This is a genomic window from Actinomadura nitritigenes (genome assembly GCF_017573545.1).
In the GTDB taxonomy this organism is placed as follows: Bacteria; Actinomycetota; Actinomycetes; order Streptosporangiales; family Streptosporangiaceae; genus Spirillospora; species Spirillospora nitritigenes.
Window position 1 is genome coordinate 37,459 of sequence record NZ_JAGEOK010000005.1, and the last position, 17,152, is coordinate 54,610.

Annotated in this window: 16 protein-coding genes; 5 read left to right on the plus strand and 11 right to left on the minus strand. The window is 73.2% G+C overall.

Annotated elements, in window-relative coordinates; translation table 11 throughout:
* Nucleotide 1: 1 nt before the first annotated feature.
* Nucleotides 2-1,504: an FAD-dependent oxidoreductase gene (locus J4557_RS08305; protein ID WP_208265857.1), complete on the minus strand. Its 1,503-nt coding sequence runs from the start codon at nucleotides 1,502-1,504 to the stop codon at nucleotides 2-4.
* 23 nt (nucleotides 1,505-1,527) lie between these two features.
* Nucleotides 1,528-2,490, minus strand: coding sequence for an AurF N-oxygenase family protein (locus J4557_RS08310; protein WP_208265858.1), 963 nt, complete (start codon nucleotides 2,488-2,490; stop codon nucleotides 1,528-1,530).
* Between the two features lie 104 nt (nucleotides 2,491-2,594).
* On the opposite strand from J4557_RS08310, the gene J4557_RS08315 reads away from it, so the two are divergent.
* The gene (locus tag J4557_RS08315) at nucleotides 2,595-3,221 is read left to right on the plus strand and encodes a TetR/AcrR family transcriptional regulator (protein ID WP_243775478.1); all 627 of its coding nucleotides are present in this window, start codon (nucleotides 2,595-2,597) and stop codon (nucleotides 3,219-3,221) included.
* On the opposite strand, the gene J4557_RS08320 is transcribed toward J4557_RS08315, so the two are convergent.
* Nucleotides 3,140-4,216 carry a LysR family transcriptional regulator gene (locus J4557_RS08320; RefSeq protein WP_208265860.1) on the minus strand — a complete coding sequence of 359 codons (1,077 nt, stop codon included), beginning with the start codon at nucleotides 4,214-4,216 and terminating at the stop codon, nucleotides 3,140-3,142. The two genes, J4557_RS08315 and J4557_RS08320, sit on opposite strands and share 82 nt — an antisense overlap.
* A gap of 117 nt (nucleotides 4,217-4,333) precedes the next feature.
* Here J4557_RS08320 and J4557_RS08325 point away from each other — a divergent pair, with 117 nt between their 5' ends.
* Complete coding sequence (locus J4557_RS08325; protein ID WP_208265861.1) at nucleotides 4,334-5,212, plus strand: NAD(P)H-binding protein; 879 nt, start codon at nucleotides 4,334-4,336, stop codon at nucleotides 5,210-5,212.
* A 90-nt stretch (nucleotides 5,213-5,302) separates the two neighbouring features.
* On the opposite strand, the gene J4557_RS08330 is transcribed toward J4557_RS08325, so the two are convergent.
* Together J4557_RS08330 and J4557_RS08335 are read right to left on the minus strand one after the other, a co-directional pair.
* Complete coding sequence (locus J4557_RS08330; RefSeq protein ID WP_208265862.1) at nucleotides 5,303-6,247, minus strand: Rieske (2Fe-2S) protein; 945 nt, start codon at nucleotides 6,245-6,247, stop codon at nucleotides 5,303-5,305.
* A gap of 118 nt (nucleotides 6,248-6,365) precedes the next feature.
* On the minus strand, nucleotides 6,366-8,003 hold the full coding sequence (locus J4557_RS08335; RefSeq protein WP_208265863.1) for a hypothetical protein: 1,638 nt from the start codon (nucleotides 8,001-8,003) through the stop codon (nucleotides 6,366-6,368).
* A 283-nt stretch (nucleotides 8,004-8,286) separates the two neighbouring features.
* Between J4557_RS08335 and J4557_RS08340 the strand changes: the two genes are divergently transcribed.
* From J4557_RS08340 to J4557_RS08350, 3 genes are read left to right on the plus strand one after another with little or no spacing between them, the layout of a single operon-like run.
* The gene (locus tag J4557_RS08340) at nucleotides 8,287-9,555 is read left to right on the plus strand and encodes an ABC transporter substrate-binding protein (protein WP_208265864.1); all 1,269 of its coding nucleotides are present in this window, start codon (nucleotides 8,287-8,289) and stop codon (nucleotides 9,553-9,555) included.
* Nucleotides 9,555-10,490, plus strand: coding sequence for a carbohydrate ABC transporter permease (locus J4557_RS08345; RefSeq protein ID WP_208265865.1), 936 nt, complete (start codon nucleotides 9,555-9,557; stop codon nucleotides 10,488-10,490). Before J4557_RS08340 ends, J4557_RS08345 begins: the two co-directional genes overlap by 1 nt.
* Nucleotides 10,487-11,332 (plus strand): carbohydrate ABC transporter permease, encoded by an 846-nt coding sequence (locus tag J4557_RS08350; RefSeq protein ID WP_208265866.1) that lies wholly within the window; start codon nucleotides 10,487-10,489, stop codon nucleotides 11,330-11,332. The genes J4557_RS08345 and J4557_RS08350 overlap by 4 nt, the downstream gene beginning before the upstream one ends.
* Before the next feature lie 87 nt (nucleotides 11,333-11,419).
* On the opposite strand, the gene J4557_RS08355 is transcribed toward J4557_RS08350, so the two are convergent.
* Genes J4557_RS08355 through J4557_RS08380 form a run of 6 tightly spaced genes read right to left on the minus strand, consistent with a single transcriptional unit; the run spans nucleotide 11,420 to nucleotide 17,036 of the window.
* Nucleotides 11,420-12,181 (minus strand): DeoR/GlpR family DNA-binding transcription regulator, encoded by a 762-nt coding sequence (locus J4557_RS08355; protein ID WP_190868246.1) that lies wholly within the window; start codon nucleotides 12,179-12,181, stop codon nucleotides 11,420-11,422.
* Nucleotides 12,182-12,237: 56 nt separating this feature from the next.
* Nucleotides 12,238-13,149, minus strand: a complete 912-nt coding sequence (locus J4557_RS08360; RefSeq protein ID WP_208265867.1) for a carbohydrate kinase family protein — start codon at nucleotides 13,147-13,149, stop codon at nucleotides 12,238-12,240.
* On the minus strand, nucleotides 13,149-14,453 hold the full coding sequence (locus tag J4557_RS08365; protein ID WP_208265868.1) for an alpha-glucosidase/alpha-galactosidase: 1,305 nt from the start codon (nucleotides 14,451-14,453) through the stop codon (nucleotides 13,149-13,151). The genes J4557_RS08360 and J4557_RS08365 overlap by 1 nt, the downstream gene beginning before the upstream one ends.
* Nucleotides 14,447-15,295, minus strand: a complete 849-nt coding sequence (locus J4557_RS08370) for a class II fructose-bisphosphate aldolase (RefSeq protein ID WP_208265869.1) — start codon at nucleotides 15,293-15,295, stop codon at nucleotides 14,447-14,449. The genes J4557_RS08365 and J4557_RS08370 overlap by 7 nt, the downstream gene beginning before the upstream one ends.
* Nucleotides 15,283-16,167, minus strand: a complete 885-nt coding sequence (locus J4557_RS08375; protein WP_208265870.1) for a 1-phosphofructokinase family hexose kinase — start codon at nucleotides 16,165-16,167, stop codon at nucleotides 15,283-15,285. The genes J4557_RS08370 and J4557_RS08375 overlap by 13 nt, the downstream gene beginning before the upstream one ends.
* Nucleotides 16,167-17,036 carry an SIS domain-containing protein gene (locus J4557_RS08380; RefSeq protein WP_208265871.1) on the minus strand — a complete coding sequence of 290 codons (870 nt, stop codon included), beginning with the start codon at nucleotides 17,034-17,036 and terminating at the stop codon, nucleotides 16,167-16,169. The genes J4557_RS08375 and J4557_RS08380 overlap by 1 nt, the downstream gene beginning before the upstream one ends.
* Nucleotides 17,037-17,152: the final 116 nt, after the last annotated feature.

Genomic DNA, 17,152 nt, shown 5'->3' on the forward strand with positions numbered 1-17,152 from the left:
TTCAGACGAGGCTCGCGCGAGGCGCGCGCAGGCGGCCCTCGGCGTAGTCCTCCACGAGGTGGCGGACGGTCTCCATGGCGTCCTGCTTGTTGGTCCCGATGAAGCCGGTCGGGCCGCGCTTGATCCAGCCGGTGGCGTAGACGCCGGGCAGGACGGCGCCGCCCGGCTCGGCGAGGACGCGGCCGCCGGCGTTCGGGATGACCGCGCGGGCCTCGTCGAACGGGACGCCGGGAACGGCGGTCCCGCGGTAGCCGATCGAGCCGAGCACCAGGCCGGCGTCGAGCGTCTCGCGCTCGCCGGTGGGCTCGACCCGGTCGCCGGAGCCGGGGACGTAGGCGTTGCGGCCCAGCTCGACGCCCCGGACGCGGTCGTCGCCGACGATGGCGAGCGGCGACGCCAGGTACCGCAGGACGATCCGCTTCCCGTTCCCCGTCGCGGGCCGTTCCGCCAGCTCGCGGAGGAGCCGGAGCTTCTGCGCGGCGGCGTGGCCGAGGGCGCCCGTGCCGGCGTCGAGGTCGAGGTCGAGGTCGGCGGAGTCGAGCACCAGGTCGATGCCCGGCACCTGCATGAGCCCGACCAGTTCCGGGAGCGTGAAGGCCGAGTGCGCGACGCCCCGCCGGGCGACGATGACGACCTCCCGCACGCGGCCGTCCCGCAGCGCCTCCAGGGCCCGGGGCGCGATGCTCGTGCCGGCCAGGCGCTCGGGATCGGCGGTCAGGATGCGGGCGACGTCGAGCGCGACGTTGCCGTTGCCGACGATGACGGCCCGCTCGTGCGACAGGTCGAACCGGCGGTCGGCGTGGTCGGGATGGCCGTTGTACCAGGCGACGAACTCGGTGGCCGTCGCGGTGCCGGGCAGGTCGCGGCCCGGGACGTCCAGGCGCCGGTCCGCGGACGCGCCGACGGCGTAGACCACCGCGTGGTGCCGGTCGAGGAGGTCCTGGTGCGTCACGTCGCGGCCGACCTTCGTGCCGTAGACGATCCGTATCCCGTCCTGCGCCGCGATCCGGTCGAACAGGTCGCTGACCTGGCGGGTCTTCAAGTGGTCGGGGGCGACGCCGGTGCGCGCCAGCCCGTACGGGGCGGGCAGCCGCTCGTACATCGTGACCCGCGCGCCGGGGACGGTCAGCAGCTCGTCCGCGGCGTACATCGCCGCCGGGCCCGTCCCCACGATCGCCACGTCGAGCGGCTCCCGACCCTCGGGCACCCTCAGCGGGGGGACGTGCGGCGCCAGCAGCGGCCGCACCCGGCCGTCCCGGTAGAACGCCTCGTTGATCTGCACGAACGGCTCCTGCGACTCCGGCAGCCGGTCGTGCGGGACGATCGCGTCGACCGGGCACGCGGTCACGCAGGCGCCGCAGTCGACGCAGGCGACCGGGTCGATGTAGAGCATGTCGGACGTGAGGAAGTCCGGCTCGTCCGGAGTGGGATGGATGCAGTTCACCGGGCAGGCGTACACGCAGGACGCGTCGCCGCAGCAGGACTGCGTGACCACGTGGGGCATGGCTGGGGGCGCTTCCTAACGGGTCAGGCGGCGTGGGCCTGGCGGTGCGGCTCGCCGCGGTACCGGGACGGCCTGCCGTCGATGCCGCAGGCCCTCCACACCTTCCGGGCGGCGGCGTTCATCAGCCCGAGCTCCTCGGCGAGCATCCGCACGTCGCCGAAGTAGCCGCGCAGGATCGCCTTCGACTCCTCGCGCCGCCAGAACGCCTCGCGCATCACCTTGCGGGGGATGCCGAACTCCTTGGCGAAGCGCCGCGGCGGCGCCATGATCGCGCCGGCCAGCCAGCGCATGACCAGCGGGTAGGCGATGGAGGTGACGCCCTTGCCCGCCTTGGTCTGCCGGGCCACGTGCTCGTTGAGGAAGCGGTGCGCGAACGAGATGTGCCGCGCCTCCTCGGCGATGTGGATCTCCATGGTGCGCAGCAGCGCGGGCGGGCGGGCGGCGCCGTCCCGGATGACGTCCTTCTGGAAGTGGTCGATGGGCTCCTCGCCCGCGAGGATGCCGATGAAGAAGATGACCGGCGCGTAGGCGGCCAGGTGCCAGAACGGCGAGGTCGCCCGGTAGGGCGCCTTCATGCCGGGCACGTCCACGCCGGTGCGGTCGACCAGCTCCTGGAACATCTGGATGTGGTTGCACTCCTCCGACATCTCGTGGAGGCAGTACCGGAACTCCGGGGAGCCGTTCGGCAGCCTCATCGCGTACTGCATCATCCCGCGGATGAGCACGCTCTCGAAGACGAGGCCGACCTTCTGCATGTTCGCGGTCCGCCACAGCCCGATCGCGATCTTCTTCTCCTCGGGCTGCGCCTTGTACCAGGGGTGCGCGCCGAGCGGGTCGCAGTCGGGCAGGATCCACCGCGGGTCGGCGGGGTCGACGGCGAAGTCCGGGGAGTCCCAGTCGATGTCCAGGTACGGGTCGAACCGGCGGTGGACCGATCCGTTGGAGAGGGTCCGCAGGAACTCGCGGTACTCGGTCACCTGCGCCATCGGGGACCTCCTAGATCGTTTACACTTCCTATGGGAACTGTAAACAGTGGTCGCTTACCGGGTCAATGGGCGGGGACTGTGGGCCCGGCCATAGAATCGGGCGCATGCCGAGGCAGGACGGGGACATCCACGCCCGCATCCTCGACGCCGCCGCCGCGTGCCTGACGGAGGGCGGGTTCACCTCGAACCGGCTGCTGTCGGCGATCGCGCGCCGGGCCGGGCTGTCGCGCCCGACCCTGTACAAGTACGGCGGCAGCCTCGACGAGATCAAGGACGCGCTGATCGAGCGCGAGCTCACCGCCTACCTCGCCGAGGCCGCGCCGATCATCGACGCCGCCCGCTGGGACGCCGACTACGTGTCGGACCTGCTGGCCTTCCTCGTCGGCCGGGCCCGCCGGCACCCGCTGCTGTCCGCCGCCGTCCGGGACGTCCCCGACATGGTGCTGCCGTGGTTCACGATCCGCGCGGACCTCACGGTCGCCCGCGTCACGGCCCTCGCGGCCCCGGTCGTGCAGGAGAAGATCGACCGGGGCGAGTTCCCGCCGGTCGACGTGCCGGTGCTCATCGACGTGCTGACCCGGATCGTGCTGTCGCTGGTCTTCGTGAACAGCGCCGGCGTCGACGCCGACGACCCGGAGGACCTCCGGCGCTACCTGCGCACCGTCACCGGCTTCATCGTGCTCCTGCCCAGCCCGGGCGAGGGCGCCTCCCCGGCGCCGTCCGCCCGCTGAGCCGCGCCCGCCGGCGCCCCGGCCTCCACCGGCACCGCCGGGTCGGCGGGCCGCGCGACGTCCAGCGGCTGCGCGGTGAGCACGGGCTGCGCGGCGGCCGCGACGGCGGTGGCCGCCCGGACGAACGCGGCGACGGCCGGTGAGCGGCAGTCCTGCGGCCAGGCGATGGAGAACTCCGCCGGGGGAAGGTCGCGCACCGCACGGTAGGCGATGCCGGGACGGGCGTGCCGCCGCGCGATCGACACCGGCACGAACCAGATGACGCCGCCCACCTCCACCAGGCTGAACAGCTCCGTCAGGTCCCGGACGGGCCGGCGGCTCTCGGCGAACGACCCGCGCGCGGCGGGCCGGCCGGGTCCGTCGCCGCCGTCCGGGCCGGGCGGCAGGCCGCCCAGCTCGGCGGGCTTGCCGTCGGGCAGCATCCGGCCGGCGAGGTCGGCGAGCGACAGCGAGGGGCGGGCGGCGAGCGGGTCGGACGCGGCCAGCGCGACCAGCCGGGGCTCGGTCAGCAGCGGTTCCACGTCCAGCCCGCGGCCGTCGGTCAGCTCGGGGACGACCGCGACGTCCGCGCGGCCGTCGCGCAGCGCGGCCTCCTGGTCGCCCCGGCCGCCGAGCACCAACTCCACCGGGATCGCCTCCGCCTCGCGCCGGTACGCGGCGAGGAACTGGGGCAGCAGCCCGGCGTCGAAGTCGGCCTTCAACGCGAGCCGGAGTTCGGGCGCGGGCCGTCCGGCGTTGCGGGTCCGCCGGGCGGCGGCGGTGAGCGCCTCCAGCGCGGTCCGGGCGTCGCGGAGCAGGACCTCCCCGGCGGGGGTGAGCCTGACCTGGCGGGTGCTGCGCTCGAACAGCCGGACGCCGAGGCCGCGTTCCAGCTCGCGGATCGCGCGGGACAGCGGCGGCTGCGCCATGCCCAGCCGCTCGGCGCCCCGCCTGAAGCTCAGCTCCTCGGCGACGGCCACGAAGTACCTGAGCTGCCGCGACTCCAGGTCATTCATATCACCAGGGTATCAATGCGGACCGGATCGATCCTTCAGGTCCGCGGCGGCGGCGGCTTGACTGGTCGATGCCGGCGCCGTTCCGGCGCCCTCCCCTTTCCGTGTCTGGAGACTTCAATGATCGTCATCACCACGCCCACCGGCAGGATCGGCCGGCGGGTCGTCGACGGCGTGCTCGCCGCCGGGGCACCCGTCCGCGTGATCGTGCGCGACGCGTCCCGGCTGCCCGGCCGTGTGCGCGAGCGCGCCGAGGTGGTCGAAGGGTCGCACGGCGACCCCGACGTCGTGACCAAGGCGTTCGCGGGCGCCGACGCCGTGTTCTGGCTCGCGCCGCCGAACCACCGGGCCGAGAGCCTCGACGACGTGTACTCCCGCTTCGCGCAGCCGGCCTGCGAGGCGTTCCGGAGCCAGGGCGTCCAGCGGGTCGTCGGCGTCTCCGCCCTCGGCCGCGGGGTGCTCCCCCACGCCGGCCACGTGACGGCGACGCTGAAGATGGACGACCTCATCGCGGGCACCGGCGTGCACTACCGGGCGCTGACGCTGCCGACCTTCATGGACAACATGCTCGGCCAGGTGGAGAGCATCAGGAACGAGGGCGTGTTCTTCTCGGCGATCTCCGGGGACCGCAAGCTGCCGACGTGCGCCTGCCGCGACATCGCCGACGCCGCCGTCAAGCTGCTGCTCGACCCGTCGTGGACGGGGCGCGGCGACGTCCCGGTGCTCGGCCCGGAGGACCTGTCGAACGACGACCTGGCGCGCATCATGTCCGAGGTCCTCGGGCGGCCCGTGCGGCACCAGCGGATCTCCGTCGAGGCGTTCAAGGAGAGCATGCTCGCGCGCGGGGTGTCCGAGGCGAACGCCGAGGGGCTGGTCGAGATGGCGGTGGCCAAGGAGAACGGCCTGGACAGCGCCGAGCCGCGCACCCCCGAGGCCACGTCGCCCACGACCTTCCGCGAGTGGTGCGAGGAGGAGCTGAAGCCGGCCGTCCTCGGCTGAGCCGCGGACGCGTCGCGGGCCGGACGCCGTGAGCGCGGCGCCCGGCCCGCCCGCGGCGGGACGCGAAACGGCGGGACGCGGAGCGGCCCGTCAGGAGACCCGCGCCATCCGGCGGCGGGCCGCCCGGCCCATCCGCTCGGTCGGACCGGCGTGCGCGCCCTCGCCCTTGCGGACCGGCGCGCCCGGCGGCGGCACGCGGACCTCGATGCGCCCGTCCTGGACGCGGGTCTCGAAGCGGGGTTCCGGCGTGCTGGCCGGGCCGCGCACGATGCCGCCGTCGGAGAGCCGGAAGGTGCTGCCGTGCCAGGGACACGTGACGCAGCCGTCCGCGATCGTGCCCTCGTCCAGCGGCCCGCCCAGGTGGGTGCACGTGGCCGCCAGCGCGTAGATCTGCCGGTCCGCCCGGTAGAGCATGATCGGGACGCCGTCGACGTCCACCGTCCGGTGCTCGCTGTCGGGCAGTTCGTCCTCGCCCAGGACGGGCGTCCAGTCCTGCGGGCCCTGCTGCCAGGCGGTGCGGTTGACGTTGACGCCCATCGTGAAGGACAGGTGGCCCCCGAGGTAGGCGCTGAACCCCAGCACCCCGAATCCCGCGAACCCGAGGGCCTTGCCGGCGCCGCGGGCCCTGCGGGCCCGCATGGCGATGGACGCCCCGTACAGCGCCAGTGCCATGGTGTTGGCGGCGGCGTGGACGATGCCCACCCGCCGTTCGGCTCCGAGGGTGTCGGCCCAGTCGTTCAGCCCGGACATCGCGGTCGGCACGGCGGCGGCCACACCCGTGATCGCCAGCAGGTCGGCGGCGGGTTCGGCGTCGGGTCCCCCGACGGCGTCCAGCAGCGTGGACATGCTCCAGGCGCCGATCGCCACGTCGGTGAGCGGCGGGTGCAGCGGATGGCCCAGGTTGGTCCCGCTCAGCAGGTTGCGGACGATCCGCGGCCGTACCGCGCGCTGGACCGCGGAGCTCAGCGGCCCGGCGACCTTGTCCAGCACCTCCGCCTGTTCCAACCGGCGCACCATCCTGTGCGGCATGCTCATCATTGCCTCCCCAAGGCCCAAGAGAACGGTCGCGTCCCGCGATCGCGCGAAGTCACTCGTCCGCTCCTTATCCGCCCTGCGGGATGCAAAACCGCCGGGCGGCCTCCGGCGCCCGCCGTCAGGGCCCGGTGCGGCGAACAACGCGCACGAAGCGGACGTCCAGGTCGTCGCCCGCGCCGGTGACGAGGCGGAAGTCGGTGCCGCCGCGCAGGCGTCCGGCGAACACCGGACGGGGCAGCCGCACCGTCGCGGTCTTCCACGCGCCGTCGCCCGAGCGCCGGACGTGCGGCGACCGCCCGCCCTCGTACTCGATCCACCACGCGCCGCGGCCCGCGTCGCGGTAGGTCACCTTGACGTCCACCGGCCGCCGGTCGCGCCGGGCGCGGAACCGCTCGTCGACGTCGAAGTACATCGAGGTCTGGCCGTGCGCGCGGTCGGTGCGGAGCCCCTCGTAGGCGGTGCCGTTCTCCTCGGAGAGGACGTTGCGGTGGACGTCGGCCGTGGAGCGCCGCGGGGTGCCGTCCGGCCGGACGTCGCGCTGGACGAGCCAGCGTTCGAGGTTGCGCACCCACGGCCGGGTCCGCCACGCGCGGTTCCCGGTGAACGGCCCGGCCGCGTCCTTCCAGTAGGTGTCCTCCGCGTCGCGCAGCGCGGCCCAGGCGTCCGGGGAGTCGGACGCGGTCTTGCCGAGGCTCAGCCGTAGCCACCGCCACTGGGCCGGGTACTGCTTCATATAGGACGGGCCCGGCACCACGTACACCCAGTTCATCCGCAGTTGCAGCGCCTTCAGGTTCGCCTGGCGGACGGCGTAGTAGGGGTCGGCGGTGCTGTAGCCGCAGTCGTTGAAGCACTCGTTCTCGGTGGCGACGACGTGCCGTCCGTCGTGGACGGGCAGGCTCTCGTCCACCGTCATGTGCCCGTCGGGTTCTATGCGGCTCCCGTAGGAAGGGGCCTCGCCGAGGTGGTGATCGAACTCCTCGGTGATGCCCGTGCGGACGCCGAGGCCGGCGTCGACCGCCTGCCTGGCGAACAGGTCCGTCCTGCTCCCCCACGGACCCCAGGGGTAGTCCTCGCCGGTGAAGACCAGCTTGGTGCGGTACGGCCCGAACAGCGCGGCGAGGTCGCGCCACGCGTGCGCGTACCAGGACCGGTACGCCTCGAAGGTCAGCCCTCGCTTGGCGGCGGCGCCGACGATGTCGTAGTCGAACTCCGCCCAGGTGAAGGCGCCGGGGACGTAGACGAACCGCAGCCGCGGATCGGCGCGCAGGCCGGACTCGACGAACAGCCTCCTGTAGAGGCCGAGGAGCCGTCCCCACACGCACTCGTTCCAGATGGGCAGGTGGTACCGCCCCTCATAGTCCGGGCCGATCGGGTCCACGCCGCACTCGTCGGCCACCCATCCCGGCGCCCATGACGAACCGCTGGCGAAGACGCGCATCCAGAACGGCCGCGCCTGCGCGAGCTGCTCGCGCAGTGGCCGGAACGTCATGTCCTCGGCGGTGCCGGTGGTGTCGTCGCGCAGCCGTCCGGGCCCGCCGGGCTGGAGCTGCCGCCAGGTGAGGTCGAGCCCTCGCAGGTCGACGTGGTACTCCGGGGCGGCCTGCTCGGAGAAGAACCCGCTGTTCGGCGAGGGGCGCACCCATCCGGGCAGCGTCCAGTCGTCCCCCGGCCGGACGCGGACGCTGCCGGTCACCGCGCCCGCCGGCACCGCACCGGACAGCGCGAACAGGACCAGCAGGCCCGAGAGGACCGCCATCGCCCGTCTCATGCCGCCCCCGTCCCGGCCGCCGCCTCGGCCCCGCTCGGCGGTACGGCCGGTCCGCTCGCTTCCGCCATCATCGCCTCCCCCGCCTGATCATTGTCGATCGAATGCCGTCATCAAGCACGATCACGCAACTTCGCTGCAACATCGTGATCGATTGGCGGGGTTACCGACCAGCAATCCACGTGGAGGTCCCGCGATCCCTTGCCCGATGAGCGATTGTGTTCTAAAGTGCCGCGCATCCTGCACAATCGAGCACGAGTATCTGGAGGCGATCATGAGGCAGCCGAGCGGTCGCCGGATCACCGCGCTGGTCACCGGGGTCGCCTTGGTGGCCGGCCTCTCCTCGGCCTGCGGCTCGGGCGGCGGCGACGCGAAGAAGATCACGTTCTGGCACGGGTACACCGACGTCCAGTCCGAGACGATCACCAAGCTCGTCGGCGAGTGGAACGGCGCCCATCCCGACCAGAAGGTCGAGCCGGTCTTCAGCAACAACGACAACACGCTGCAGAAGACCCTCGCGTCCTTCGTGTCCGGCAAGGCGCCCTCGGTCGCCTACCAGTACGGCTCGTCGATCACCGCGCTGACCGGCCGCCACCAGACCCAGGATCTCACCTCGCTGGTCAAGGGCAGCCCGGACGTCGACTGGAACGACTTCTTCCCCGCGGCCCGCCAGGGCGCCACCGTGGACGACAAGATCTACGGGATCCCCGCGCTGGTCGACAACCTCGGCCTCGTCTACAACAAGAAGCTCTTCGACGCCGCGGGCCTGAAGTACCCGACGCCGGACTGGACCTGGGACGACTTCAGGAACGCGGCGAGGAAGCTGTCGGGGAACGGCAAGTACGGATGGGCCTACGTCAACGACGGGACCGAGGACACCGTCTGGCGCTTCCTCGCGCTCCTCTGGCAGGCCGGCGGCGACCTGCTCGACCCCGCGAACAAGAAGGCCGCCTTCGACTCGCCCGCCGGGCGGCAGGCCATGCAGCTGCTGCACGACATGTCCGTCACCGACAAGTCGGTCTACCTCGACACCGGCGACCAGCAGTACCTCAACCTGTTCAACTCCGGCCGGATCGGCATGCTGTGGACCGGCCCGTGGGACCTCGGCCAGATCAACAAGGACGTCTCGTACGGCGTGCAGTACCTGCCCGCCAAGGTCACGCACGCCACGATCTCCGGCCCCGACTACTACATGCTCTTCGACAAGAAGGCGCAGAAGACCGCCTGGGCGTTCCTGAAGTGGCTGACCTCCCCGCAGGTCCACCTGCGGTACGCCACGCAGACCGGTGACCTGCCGCTGCGCGCGTCCGAGGAGAAGCTGCCCGGCTACAAGGACTACCTGGCCAAGTACCCCGGCAACAAGGTGTTCATCGACAACCTCAGCAAGAACGTCACCAAGGCGCGCCCGAACATCAAGCAGTACCCGCAGATCTCGCAGGTGCTCGGCACGGCCGTGCAGGCGGTGCTGCTCGGCAAGAAGCAGCCGCAGGCCGCGCTCGCCGACGCGGCGAAGCAGGTCGACGACATCCTGGCGGGCTCCTGATGGCGTCCACCGCGCTGCCCGCCCCCGCCGCGAAGGACCGGCGGCCGCGCCGGTCGCGGCGGCGGCTGGGCGAGCACCTGGCGGGCTGGGGGTTCGTCTCCCCGGCCGTCCTGCTCATCGGCGTCTTCGGCATGCTCCCGGTGCTGTGGTCGTTCTGGCTGTCCTTCCAGGACACCGACCTGACCTCCCCCGGCACCTTCGCGGGCGGCGCCAAGTACGCCGAGCTGGTCAAGGACCCGCTGATGTGGGACGCCGCCCGGCGGTCGGCGATCTACACAGTGCTGTTCGTGCCGCTGACGATGGTGCTGGCGCTGCCGATCGCGGTGCTGCTCAACCAGCGGATCCGCGGGATCACGCTGTACCGGATGGCGGTGTTCGTCCCGCTGGTGACCTCGACGGTCGCGACCGGGATCATCTTCAACTGGCTGCTGAACCCGCAGTTCGGCCCGGTCAACGCCGCGCTGTCCAAGGCGGGCCTGCCCGAGCAGGGCTTCTTCCAGGATCCGAACCAGGCGCTGTTCGCGCTGGTGGCGATGACGGTGTGGGGGTGGCTCGGCTTCGCCGTCATCATCTACCTGTCCGCGCTGCAGGGCGTCCCGAAGGACCTGATGGAGGCGGCCGCGCTGGACGGCTGCGGCCGGCTGAAGGCGTTCCGGCACGTCGAGCTGCCGCTGCTGGCCCCCGCGTCCGGCTTCCTCGTCGTCTGGCTGACGATCAACTCGCTGCAGCTGTTCGACGAGGTGTACGTGACGACCAAGGGCGGGCCGCTGCGCGCCACCACCGTCATCGTCTACCACCTGTACAACAAGGCGTTCGTGGACTTCGACGGCGGTTACGCGGCCGCGGTCGGCTGCGCGCTGTTCCTGGTCATCCTGCTGGTGACCGTGGTGCAGCTCGCCATCACCCGCCGTACCTCCTTCTACGAGGGCCGATGAGCATGACGACGACGAACGCCCCGGCCGCGCGCCGGTTCCGGCGGCCGAGCCCGCTGCACCTGGTGCTGCTGCCGATCGCGCTGGTGATGGTGGCGCCGCTGCTCTGGATGGTGCTGCTGTCGATCTCCACCGAGGCCGAGACGCGGCGGTTCCCGCCCGGCCTGCCGTCGGGGATCGAGTGGCACAACTACACCGACGCGCTGCGGGACGCGCCGCTCGGGCACTGGCTGGGCAACAGCGCGATCGTGTCGGTCAGCTGCGTGGCCGGGAACCTCGTGTTCTGCTCGCTGGCGGGCTACGCCTTCGCCCGGATCCGGTTCCTCGGCAGCAAGGCGCTGTTCGTCGCGGTCCTGGCCACGCTGATGGTGCCGTTCCAGATCGTCATGCTGCCGACGCTGATCATGGTGCGGACGCTCGGGCTCACCGACACGCTCGGCGCGCTGATCGTGCCGAACCTGGCGACCGCGTTCGGCATCTTCCTGCTGCGGCAGTTCTTCATGACGGTGCCGCGGGAGCTGGAGGAGGCCGCGCGGATCGACGGCGCGAGCCGGCTGCGGATCCTGTTCCAGGTGATGCTGCCGCTGATGCGCCCGACGCTGGCGACGCTCGCGGTGCTGACGTTCCTGCAGACGTGGAACGACTTCCTCTGGCCGCTGATCGCGGTGCAGAGCCCGGAGCACATGACCGTCCAGCTCGGCCTGCAGACGTTCCAGGGCGCGCACACCACGAACTGGCCGCGGCTCATGGCCGGCACGGTGATCAGCCAGCTGCCGGTGTTCGTGCTGTTCTTCGTCGCGCAGCGGTTCTTCGTGCGGTCGGTGGCGACCGCGGGCCTGAAGTAGCCGCGCCACCGGGCCACTTCGGCACCGCGCCACCGCGGCGCGGGTCGCGGGGTCGCGGGGTCGCGGGCGAGCGGGGTGGCCGGGGCCTCAGGCCACGGTCACCTCGACGCCCGCCGCCTGGATCCGGTCCAGCTCGGCGCGGTCCGCGCCGGCGTCGGTGATCAGCATGTCGACCTCCCCGATCGGGGCGATCCGGGAGAAGGCGCGGTGCCCGATCTTGGAGCCGTCGGCGAGCACCACCACCCGGCGGGTGGCCCGCATCAGGCAGTGGTCGGTGCGGGCCTCGATCTCGTCGTGGGTGCTGATGCCGGCCTCGGCGTCGATCCCGTCCACGCCGAGGAACACCAGGTCCAGGCTGATGTCGGCGAGGGTGCGGTCGGCGATCGGCCCCACCAGCTCGTAGGACTCGGGGCGGACGCCGCCGCCGGTGACGACCAGGTCGATCGCGGGCCGCACGGACAGGTCGGCGGCGATGTTGAGGGCGTTGGTGACGACCTTGAGCGCGCGGCCGGTGGACAGCAGCCGGGCCAGCTCGGTGATCGTGGTGCCGCCGTTGAAGCCGACCGAGTGCACCGAGCCGTCGACCAGCCGCACCGCGGCCTGCGCGATGCGGCGCTTCTCCTCCTGGCTACGGCCGCCGCGGTAGCGCATCGGCAGCTCGTAGATGACCTCGGCCGCCATCGCGCCGCCGTGCGTGCGCTTGAGGAGCTGCTGCTCCTCGAGCACCTGCAGGTCGCGGCGGATCGAGGCGGGCGAGGCCTGAAGCTCGGCCGACAGGTCGACCACGCTCACCGAGCCGTGCTCGGCGAGCCGTTCGAGGATGAGGGGAAGACGGTCCTGCTGACGCATCCGATCATTATAGAGTACGAATGGTGCGCGAAAATAGCCGTTTCAGCAAGAGATAATCACGCAATATGCGCGAGTGCTTCGGCGAGGGTCGCCTGCCCCGCGGTGCCGCCGGCGGCGCGCGTGGACAGCGCGCCGCACACCGCGCCCAGCGCGAGCGCGTGGGCCAGGTCGCCGCGGTCGAGCCACCCCGCGAGGAAGCCGGCGTCGAAGCTGTCGCCCGCGCCGACGGTGTCGACGGGGTCGGCGCGCGGCGCGCCGGCGCGCACCGCCGTCCCGTCCGCCCTCAGGGCGACGGCGCCCTCGCCGCCGCGCTTGACGACCGGGACGCAGCCGGCGCCCGCCAGCGCGTCCAGCGCCTCGGAGAGCGCGGCACGGCCGCTCAGCGCGAGCGCCTCGGCCTCGTTGGGCAGCAGGAACGTGCACTCGGCGAGCAGCCCGGGAGCGAGTTCCCAGCGCCCGGACGGGTCGTCGTTGGTGTCCAGCGAGGTCGTCGCGCCGGACGCCCGGTGCCCGCGCAGCAGCGCGGGCAGCGCCCCGGCGAGGCGCGGCTGGAGGAAGTAGGACGCGGCGTGCACGTGCCGCGCCGCGACGTCCGGGACGTGCTCGGGCCCGAACTCGGCCAGGCACCCGGACGCGGTCAGGATCGCCCGGTCGCCGCCGGGCCGGTTGAGGCACACGGTGAGCGCGGTCGGCAGCGTGTCGTGCCGGACGACGCGGGACACGTCGACGCCCGCCGTGCCCAGCGCGTCCAGCACGAAGTCGCCGGCGGCGTCCCGGCCGACCAGCCCCGCGAACGCGGTGGCCAGGCCGAGCCGGGCGGCGCCGTGCGCGGCGATCGCCGCGGACCCGCCGAGCGCGAGCACGCCGCCCCCGACGAGCGTCTCCGCCTGGCCGTAGGGCGGGACGTCGGGGGCGCCGTGCACGAGGACGTCCGGATTGGCGTCCCCGACGACCAGCAGGTCCAGCATCACGTCCTCCGCAGGGCGGCGGGCAGCGCGTCGCCGTGCGCCGCCGTCAGCGCGTCGCACAGCTCCGCGATCCGCTCGACGGGCAGCGCGGCGGCGGTCGCCGGGTCGCACATCGCGGCGTGCCGGACGTGCGCCGGGTCGCCCTCGACGGCGGCGGCGACGGTCAGCTCCACCACGTTCAGGAAGGCGCGGTTCAGCGCCGCGAGCTGCGGGGGCAGCGCGCCGACGTGGTGCGGGTGCACGCCCATCCGGTCGAGCGTCGCGGGAACCTCGACGCCGGCGCCCATCGGCAGGTTGGTGATCAGGCCGGTGTTGGCGGTGGTCACCTGGATGGTGCGGCGCTCGCCGGTGGCGAGGCTGTGGATCACCTGCGGCGCGTACTCGGTGGCGTCCTCGTCCTCGCGCGGCGACGGGCACTCGCCGCGCGCCAGGCAGTCGCGGACCCGCGCGTACTCGGCCAGGTTGCCCTCGCTGATCTTCACGTACTCGCCGACCGGGATGCGCAGCCGCTCGATCTCCGCCTCGTCCTTCAGGTACCAGGGGACGTACTCGGACGAGTGCTCGCTGGTCTCCGTCGGGTAGCGGCCGAGGCGCCGGTACATGTCGACGCGCACCCGCCGCCTCAGCTCGGGGTCGGCCTCGATGGCGGCGTCCAGCGCCGGGTACAGGTCGCGGCCGCGGTGCTCCCACTTCAGCACCCACGCCTGGTGGTTGACGCCCGCCGAGTGGAAGTCGACCTCCTCGTAGGGCACGCCGACCAGCTCCGACAGGTCGCGGACGGTCCAGTACACCGAGTGGCACAGGCCGGCGGCCTTCACCTCCGGCGCGATCGCCGCGAGGTACTGCAGGTTCATCGCCATCGGGTTGGTGTAGTTGAGCAGCCACGCGTCCGGGCAGACGGCCCGGATGTCGGCGGCCAGCCCCTCCAGCAGCGGGAACGTGCGCAGCGCCCGGAAGATGCCGCCGATGCCGAGGGTGTCGCCGATGGTCTGCCGGACGCCGAACTCCGCCGCGACCTCGAAGTCCTTCACCGTCGCGGCGTGCCCGCCGACCGCGACCATGTTGACGACCACGTCGGCGCCCTCCAGCGCGCGGCGCCGGTCCGGCGACGCGGTGATGACGGGCGCGGCGCCGTGCTCCTTCGCGGTGAGCTTCGCCAGGCCCTCGGCGACCTCCAGCCGCTCGGGGTCGATGTCGTGCAGCGCGAGCCGGACGCCGCCGAGCTCGGGGTAGGAGAGGATGTCGCGCAGCAGCTGGCGGGTGAACTCGACCGAGCCGGCGCCGACGAAGGCGATGTTCAGCATGCACGTGATCCAATGCTCTCGGCGGAACGGGGCGCGATGACCTCCAGCAGGTGCGCGACCTGCTCCCGCATGGCGTCGCGGGCGGGCGCGAGGTAGCGGCGCGGGTCGACGCCCCGGTCCAGGTTCGCGCGGACCGCCCCGGTGAAGGCGATGTTGAGGGCCGTGCCGATGTTGATCTTTGTCATTCCCTGACCGACCGCGCGGCGCAGCTCGTCGTCGGCGACCCCGGACGAGCCGTGCAGCACCAGCGGGACCGGCACCGCGTCGCGCAGCCGCGCGATCAGGGCGTGGTCGAGGACGGCGGTGCGCTCGGTCATCGCGTGCGAGCTGCCGACGGCGACCGCGAGGGCGTCGACGCCGGTCGCGGCCACGAACGCGGCGGCCTCGCCGGGGTCGGTGCGGACGCCGGGGGCGTGCGCGCCGTCCTTGCCGCCCACCTCGCCGAGCTCGGCCTCCAGCCAGAGGCCGCGCTCGTGGGCCCAGGCGGCGGCCGCCGCGGTGCGGGCGACGTTCTCGTCGTAGTCGTGCTCGGAGCCGTCGTACATCACCGAGCCGAACCCGTGGTCGGCGGCCTGGTGCATCAGGTCCTCGTCGGTCACGTGGTCCAGATGCAGGGCGACGCGGGCCGCCGAGCCCTCCGCCACGGCGCGGGTGCCGGCGGCGATCGGGCCGAGCCGTCCGCCGTGGAAGCGGACCGCGTTCTGGCTGATCTGGCAGATGACCGGGCGTCCGGTCTCCTCGGCCGCCGCGACGATCGCCTCGGCGTGCTCCAGCGTGATCACGTTGAACGCGGCGACGCCTTCGCCTGGCCGCACCAGCTCGGCCGTGTTCACCAGGGGCATGATGTCTCCCTCACCTTCGTGGCCCGGCGGTGCCGCCGGAGAACGTCGGGGTCGAACTCGCCGGCGGCGGGCGCGGCGACCGCGGCGGCCGCCAGCGCGGCGGCCTCGCCGAGCGCGCCCGGCCAGGGCGTCCGGTCGCGCAGCGCGACCGCGAGCGCCGCCGCCGCGGCGTCGCCGGCGCCGGTCGGGTTGCCGGCGACGACCTCGTGCGGGACGGCCTCGAAGCAGCCGTCGGGCGTGACGGCGACCATGCCGCCGGCGCCGCGCGAGACGACCAGCGCACCGGACTCCCCGGCGGCGGAAGCGTCGAGGCCGGCCGCGGCCATCTCCGCCTCGTTGGGCTTGAGCAGGTCGGGGCGCGCGCCGGCGGCGGCGCGCAGCGCGGGCCCGCCCGCGTCCACCAGCACCCGGGCGCCCGCCTCGCGGGCCAGCCGGGTGAGGACGGCGTAGGCGTCCTCCGGCACGCCCGGCGGCAGGCTGCCGGACAGCACCGCCACCGACGCCCCGGCGGCGAGCGCGGCGAACGACTCCTGGAACGCCGCCCACTCGTCCGGGCGGACGTCCGGCCCCGGCTCGTTGAAGATCGTCGCGTCGGTGTCGACGACCGTGACGGTCCGCCGCGTCTCCCCCGCGACGGCGGCGAAGGCGTGCGGGACCTCCAGCGCGCCCGCCACCAGGGCCCCCGTGGCGCCGCCCGCCAGCCCCGTCACCAGCGTCTCCTCGCCGAGGGCGTGCAGGACGCGGGCGACGTTCAGGCCCTTGCCGCCGGGACGCTGCAGCACCGACGCGACGCGGTGCGAGCCGTGCGGCGTCAGCCTGGGGACCCGGTAGGTCACGTCCCAGGCGGGATTGAGGGTGACCGTGAGGATCATCAGGACAGGATGATCGAGCGGGTCAGGTTGCGCGGCCGGTCCGGGTCCAGGCCCTTGGCCTCGGCCAGCGCCACCGCGAGCCGCTGGACCCGCACCAGGTCCGCCATCGCGTCCGCCCCCGACGCCTCGGCCAGCGCCCCGGTGGCGGCGACCTGCTCGGGCAGGCCCTCCGGCGGCGTCCCGAAGAACCAGGTCAGGCTGTGCTCGTCGGTGACGCTGATCGGGCCGTGCCGGTACTCCATCGCCGGGTACGACTCGGTCCACGCGCCGGCGGCCTCGCGGACCTTCAGCGCCGCCTCGTTCGCGATCCCGTTCGTCCAGCCCGCGCCGAGGAAGGTGAACTGGCCGCGCTCGACGGCGCCCTCGGGCAGCGGCGCCTCGACGGCGGCGCGGCACTGCTCGATCAGGTCCGCGGGCAGCAGGCCGAGGTGCGCGCGCAGCAGCGCGAGCGCGGTCGTCGCGAACCGGGTCTGCACGACGGAGCGCTCGTCGGCGAAGTCGAGCACGACGCGGGCGCCGGCGAGGTCCATGATGGGCGTCCGCGGGTCCCCGATCAGCGCCGTGGTGGGCAGGTCGGTCGCGCGCAGCAGGTCCAGGACCTCCGTCGTGGTGCCGGAGCGGCAGATCGCCACCACCCGGTCGTAGCGGCGCCCGTGCGGGAACTCCGACGCCGGGAACGCGTCGCTCTCCCCCGCCCCGGACGCCTCCCGCAGCGCCGCGTACGCCTGGGCGATGAACAGCGAGGTGCCGCACCCGACGACCGCGACGCGCTCGCCCCGCGCGGGAAGCCCGTCCACCCCGTCCGCCAGTTCGGCGGCGCGCTCCCAGCAGCCCGGCTGCGACGCGATCTCCTCAAGAACGAACGACACCGAGGCTCCTAATTGCTCGTTTGTGCGCCTTATGCGCCAGTAACGTACAAGAGTGAGCACATGTCGGCAAGTAGTCCGCCAAGGCGCCCTGGTCGGCCGGGCACGCTCGCGCCGCG